At 68.0% G+C, this 6,160-nt stretch carries 6 protein-coding genes; all 6 read right to left on the bottom strand.

Annotated elements, in window-relative coordinates; all coding sequences use genetic code 11:
* Positions 1-856 (bottom strand): cache domain-containing protein (locus ABB33_RS14825; RefSeq protein ID WP_152985114.1); only part of this gene is annotated, 856 nt, incomplete at its 3' end.
* A 202-nt stretch (positions 857-1,058) separates the two neighbouring features.
* Entirely contained in the window at positions 1,059-3,437 is a 2,379-nt protein-coding gene (locus tag ABB33_RS14820; RefSeq protein WP_056932618.1) for a methyl-accepting chemotaxis protein, read from the bottom strand.
* An 84-nt stretch (positions 3,438-3,521) separates the two neighbouring features.
* A complete protein-coding gene (locus ABB33_RS14815) occupies positions 3,522-3,902 on the bottom strand; it encodes a hypothetical protein (RefSeq protein WP_054665901.1) in 381 nt (126 codons plus the stop codon).
* 113 nt (positions 3,903-4,015) lie between these two features.
* Entirely contained in the window at positions 4,016-4,507 is a 492-nt protein-coding gene (locus ABB33_RS14810) for a chemotaxis protein CheW (protein WP_054665899.1), read from the bottom strand.
* Between the two features lie 85 nt (positions 4,508-4,592).
* Entirely contained in the window at positions 4,593-5,366 is a 774-nt protein-coding gene (locus ABB33_RS14805) for a flagellar brake protein (RefSeq protein ID WP_056932617.1), read from the bottom strand.
* A gap of 133 nt (positions 5,367-5,499) precedes the next feature.
* A partial coding sequence (locus ABB33_RS14800) for a methyl-accepting chemotaxis protein (RefSeq protein ID WP_248842460.1) occupies positions 5,500-6,160 on the bottom strand: 661 nt, incomplete at its 5' end.

Raw genomic sequence — 6,160 nt, 5'->3', positions numbered from 1 at the left:
TGATGCCGGCGTCATGCTGGTGCTCCATCTCCCGCTGCGCGGCGATCACCGCCTGCAGCTGCGCCTGCATGCGCTGCATGCTGCCCAGCAGCTGGCCGGGCTCGTCGCGCGAGGTCTGGGCGATGGCGTTGTCCAGGCGTCCGCCGGCGATGGCGTCGGCGACGGCCGTGGCCTTGCGCAGCGGCAGCACGATGCGACTGCCGATCACCCAGCTCAGCGCGAACACCAGCAGCACCAGCACGCCGCCGGCGACCGTCATGATGCCGGTGAAGCGCAGCGCCTGGGACTGCACGTCGTCCATGTAGACGCCGGTGGAGACCACCCAGTTCCAGGGCTTGTACATGCCGGCATAGGCGAGCTTGGGGATCGGCTTGGTCTGGCCGGGCTTGGGCCATGCGTAGCCCACGTAGCCGCCGCCGCTTTTGGCCACCTCGACCTGGTCGTGGTACATGCGCACGCCATCCTCGCTGCGGAAGTCCCCCATGTCCTTGCCGACCAGGTCCTTGCGGAAGGGATGCATCAGCACCACGTAGTCGGCGCTGTAGATATTGAAGTAGCTGGAGTCGCCCTTTGTGCGCATGGCTTCCAGCGCGGCCATGGCCTCGGCCTGCGCGCGCTCAAGTGGCAGGCTGCCGTCCTTGGCGCGGGCGGCGTAGTGGTCCAGCACGCCATAGGCCAGTTCCACGTCGCTCTGCAGCGCGGCCTTGCGGGTCTCGTAGAGATCCACGTACTGCATGCGCGCCGCGACCACCGCCAGGGTGACCACGCCGACCGCGATGATGGCCGTGAGCAGATTGAGCTTGGCGCGCACGGTGATGTTGGAGATGAAGCTCGACCAGGTACGGAAAATGTTCATGCGCGATAGGGGATGTGGAGGGAGGGCGGCCGCGACGTGGCACGTGGCGGCGGGGGCTTCACTTGTGGATATCGGCCATGCCCGGCGCAAGTTGAGCCATGCCGCTGCGGGGGAGCGCCGGTAGCCCGGGCCTGCGTGGCCGGCCACCGGGGCGATGGCCGACAGCAGAACCCCGGCATGCGCCGGGGTTCTGTGGGATGGATCAGAATTCCTGCCAGTCCGAATCAACGGCCTCGGCAACGGCCACGCGGGCCGGGGCGCGTGGCCTCGGTTGCGGCGTATTGGCCACCGGTGCTGCCGGCGCTGCGCTGGCGACCACCACCGGCGCCACCTTGGCCGCGGCGGTGGGCGCGTCTTGCGCATCGAGGCGGAACAGCGACACCGCTTCGGCCAGGTGCGCGGCCTGTTCTTCCATGGAACGCGCGGCGGCGGTGGCTTCCTCCACCAGCGCGGCGTTCTGCTGGGTGGTCTCGTCCATCTGGGTGACGGTCTGGTTGACCTGTTCGATGCCGGCGCTCTGTTCCTGCGAAGCGGCGGAGATCTCGGCCATGATGTCGGTCACGCGCTGCACGGAACTGACGATCTCGCCCATGGTGCTGCCGGCGCGACGCACCAGCTGCGAACCTTCGCCGACCTTGCCGACCGAGTCCTGGATGAGCTCCTTGATCTCCTTGGCGGCACCGGCCGAGCGCTGTGCCAGGGTGCGTACTTCCGAGGCGACCACGGCGAAGCCGCGGCCCTGTTCGCCGGCCCGTGCGGCTTCCACCGCGGCGTTGAGCGCCAGGATGTTGGTCTGGAAGGCGATGCCGTCGATGACGCTGATGATGTCGGCGATCTTCTTCGACGAGGCTTCGATGGCCGACATGGTGGTGACCACCTGGCCGACCACTTCGCCGCCCTGCGAGGCGACACTGGCCGCGCCCTGCGCCAGCTGGTTGGCCTGGCGGGCATGTTCGGCGTTCTGGCGCACGGTGGAGGTCAGTTCCTCCATCGAGGCGGCGGTTTCCTCCAGGTTGGCGGCCTGCTGCTCGGTGCGGCGCGACAGGTCGTTGTTGCCCGACGCGATCTCACCGGCCGCGGAATTGATCGCGGCGGTGGACTGCTTGATGCGGCCGACGATGGCGGTCAGCTGCTCGGTGGTGGCATTGGCGTCGTCGCGCATCCGGGCGAACACGCCCTGGAAGTCGCCCTGCATGCGTACGGTCAGGTCGCCCTGCGACAGCGCCGACAGCAGGCCGGAGATCTGCGCCAGGCTGGTGGCATTGGCATCGAGCAGGCTGTTGAGCTGGCGTGCCAGTTCCAGGAAGAAGCCGTCCTTGCCGTCGGTGCCGATGCGGCCGCTGAGGTCGCCCGCGGCGGCGGCGTCGATCACCTGCGCCACTTCGCGTTCCACCATGGCTTCGGTGGTGCGGTCGCGCCATTCGACGACATGGCCGACCACGCTGCCGGCGTCGTCGCGGATGGCCGAGATGGTCTGGGCGAACTGGGCGTCGCCGTAACGCATCTCGCGCGAGGCCACGCCGGTGCGCTGCAGCGCGTCGAGCACGCTGTGGTCCATCTCGCCGTGGAACTCCAGCGCGGTCACGTGCTGGCCGACCAGCGGACGCGAGGCGTCGTAATGGTCAAGTGCGCTCCTGACGTCGTCGGCGTAGCGCTCAAGCGTATGCGCCAGTGCCCGGTTGGCATAGACGATCTGCAGGTCGTTGTTGGTCAGGTAGACGCCGGTGGAGGAGTAGTCCAGCGCGGTGCGGATGCGCAGGTTCTCGGCGGCCACGGCCTGGTCGCGCTCGATGCGCTCGCGCAGGTCGCGCTGCATGCGCTGCATGGCGCGCAGCAGCTCGCCCACTTCATCGGCACGGCGGGTATCGATGGTGCCGTCGAGCTTGCCGCTGGCGATCTCGTTGGCCACGTCCACCGCGCCGCGCATCGAACCGACCAGCGAGCGCGCGAACAGCCAGGCCAGCAGCAGGCCGGCGCCGACGCCGACCAGCACCGCGATCACGGTGACGACGACGGAGGTGGAATAGGTCTCGGCGGCGCGGTCGCTGGCGGCCAGGGCACGGGCGTTCTCGTCGGACGACAGTGCGTCCAGCGAAGCGTAGGCCTTGCGGTGCAGGTCGCGGGTTTCGCCGACGAAGGTGTCGATGGCGTCGTCGGGCAGGTCCAGTTCCAGCAGCTCCGCCACGGAGTCGTAGGACTTCTTGGCGGCTTCCCAGTCGGCGATGAAGGTGTCGAGCAGCTTGCGCTGCTGCGGATTGTCCACCAGCTCGGAATACTTCGCGATGGACTCGTCGATGTGCTTGCGCAGTTCGGTGGCGCGGGTCCTGGCCTCGGCCTTCACCTCGGTGCTGGCGCGGATCAGGCTCTGGTAGGAGACGTTGCGGTACTCGCTGACCATGCCGGCCAGTTCGCCGCCGGTACGCAGGCCGGCCATGCGCTTGTCCGCGATCTCGGTGGTGACGCCGTCCAGCGAATGCATGCCGCGGTACGCCACGATGCCCTGGACCAGCATCACGAGCAGGACGATGCCGAAGGTAAGCATCAGCTTCGGCATCAGGTTGAGGTTCTTGATCCACTGCATGGGTGCACGGTCTCCTGCTGCGTTCCCCGGCATGCATGCACCGGGACCGCGCCGGCCGGGCCAGCGCGGCATCGACGGGTTGGATTACTTGATGTTGGCCAGCTTCAGGCTCGACGGCGAGGTGACTTCGATCTCGGCGCGCGAGGCGTCACGCTGGATCTTGCCGATGGCGCACACGGTCTTGCCCTCGAGCGTCATCAGGTCAAAGCTGAAGTTGCCGCGCGCCGAACCCGGAATGCGCGCCGAGAAGGTATGGCGCGGGAACGAACCGCCCATGTGCAGGAACGTCGGCTTGCCCTCGGAGCCTTCGGCGTAGCGCGCCTTCTCGACCTTGCCGCAGACCATGCCGTCCTTGCCGGCGAAGCGGGGCGCGTTCTCCGGCGGGATCATCTCGTCGGCGGCGGCGACCAGGGAGACGCTTGCCAGCAGGGCCGCGGACATCAGCGAAATGAAGGACTTGGACATCTTTTTCTCCGGAGTGGGTTGCGCCGGCAAACAGCCGGCCATGCGCTCGTATCGGCCGGCACTGGCGATGATTGATAGGTCGTGCCCGGAAGTGTGATGAGCGCCACGCTTTGTCAGGCGGCGGCTTCTTCGATGGTCGCGGCCTGGCCGAGGTCGGCGGTATCGAGCAGGGTCTCGATGTCCAGCAGGATCAGCATGCGCTCGTCCTGGGTGCCGATGCCCGAGATGAAGCGGGTGTCCACCGCCGCGCCGAACTCCGGCTTGGGACGGATCTGCTCGGCGCTCAGCGGGATCACGTCCGAGACGCTGTCCACGACGATGCCGACCACCCGGTCCTCGACGTTGAGCACGATCATCACCGTGAAGGCGTCGTAGCGGGCTTCGTCCAGGCGCAGCTTCAGGCGCAGGTCGATGACCGGCACGATGGTGCCGCGCAGGTTGATCACGCCCTTGATGTAGTCCGGCGCATCGGGCACGCGGGTGACCGCGTCGTAACCACGGATTTCCTGCACTTTGAGGATGTCCACCCCATAGTGCTCGTTGCCAAGGGTGAAGCTGAGGTACTCGCCGCCGGAAGTGGCAGCGTGGGCGCTGGTGTCGTTCATACGGGGTCCTGGTCCTGGCGGCATGCGGCTACGGAGATGCTTCACTCCGTGTATCGGCATTGGCCGCCGGAACTTTAGACGCGCCTTATGCGCCGCCGTTCTTGCGCGCCTTGCGCTCGCGGTCGACCCGGAAAATGTAGCGCTGGATGGCGGCATCGGCGCCGCGCGGCAGGTCCTCGAAGCGCAGGCCCACGCGCTGCTGCTCCATGCCGTTGGCCTGCTTGCGCACCAGTTGGCTGCAGACCACCAGGCTCACCGCGATCGGGGCCGAGTCGGGCAGCTGCAGTTCGCAGCCGGCCAGGCGCTGCTGCAGGCGCAGCAGGTTCAGGTCGGGGGGCAGCAGCACGGCGATGCCGCCGGCACTGATGTCGACCACGCGCCAGCGCAGCGGGTCCGCGCCCTGCGGGTCGGGAAACACGCACCAGGGCGAATCGCCGACCGGAGTCTCCAGCCGGTACAGTTCGCGGCGCTGCAGGTGGTATGCCTCTTCCGGCAATGGGAGGCGGAACGCGGTGCGCCCATCTTCGACCAGCACCTGCGGGTAGTCCAGGCGGAAGCGCACCATGACCCGGTCCACCTGCGCGAAGCACAGCAGGTGGGAGGCTTCGCCGACGCTGCGGTTGACTGCCGGCAGCGGACTGCCGTCGAGCAGCAGGGCGTCCTCGTCCACTTCCAGCACCGCGCTGGGATAGGACTGTTCGTGGCCATCGGGATGGACCGCGATCGTGGCGCGCTGGTCGATCATCGCCTGCAGCAGCAGGCGGATCTGGCGCGGATTGCGAACCATGTACTTCTCGTCGGCATACAGGCTGCCGGCGAAGGAGGAAGGGGCGGATTCCGTCGGTTCGCGCTCTGACATGATCTCTGGAACAGGGAGGGCGGAGGCCTGGGGGCAACAGCATACCGGCAGGGTACCTCCGTGTATCGGCCCCATCACGTGGCTCTTTAGCACCGCAGGGAGGGCGCCGGCGTTTCCGGCCCGCACCGGCGGCTCAGAATTCCCGCCAGTTGCCGCCGTCCGCGGGAGGCGCGGGACGTGGCCGCGCCGGTGCCGGCGGTTGCGGTCGTGCCGGCGCTACCACCTTGAGGACCGGGCGCGCGGGCGGCGTGCCACGGCTGGTCGTGGTGCGGAACATCGATACCGCCGTGGCCAGCTGGTTGGCCTGGTCTTCCATGGAACGCGCCGCGGCGGTGGCTTCCTCCACCAGCGCGGCGTTCTGCTGGGTGGTCTCGTCCATCTGGGTGACGGTCTGGTTGACCTGCTCGATGCCGGCGCTCTGTTCCTGCGAGGCGGCGGAGATCTCGGCCATGATGTCGGTCACGCGCTGCACCGAGGTCACGATCTCGCCCATGGTGCTGCCGGCCTGGTGGACCAGCGCCGAGCCTTCGGCGACCTTGTCGACCGAGTTCTCGATCAGCTCCTTGATCTCCTTGGCGGCACCGGCCGAGCGCTGCGCCAGGGTGCGCACTTCCGAGGCGACCACGGCGAAGCCGCGGCCCTGTTCGCCGGCCCGGGCGGCTTCCACCGCGGCGTTGAGCGCCAGGATGTTGGTCTGGAAGGCGATGCCGTCGATGACGCTGATGATGTCGGCGATCTTCTTCGACGAGGCATCGATGTCGGCAACGGTGTTGACCAACCGGCTGACCACATGG

Source organism: Stenotrophomonas acidaminiphila, assembly GCF_001431595.1.
Classification (GTDB): domain Bacteria; phylum Pseudomonadota; class Gammaproteobacteria; order Xanthomonadales; family Xanthomonadaceae; genus Stenotrophomonas; species Stenotrophomonas acidaminiphila.
The sequence above is the reverse complement of the archived record's forward strand: the minus strand, read 5'-3'. Positions and strand labels throughout refer to the sequence as shown.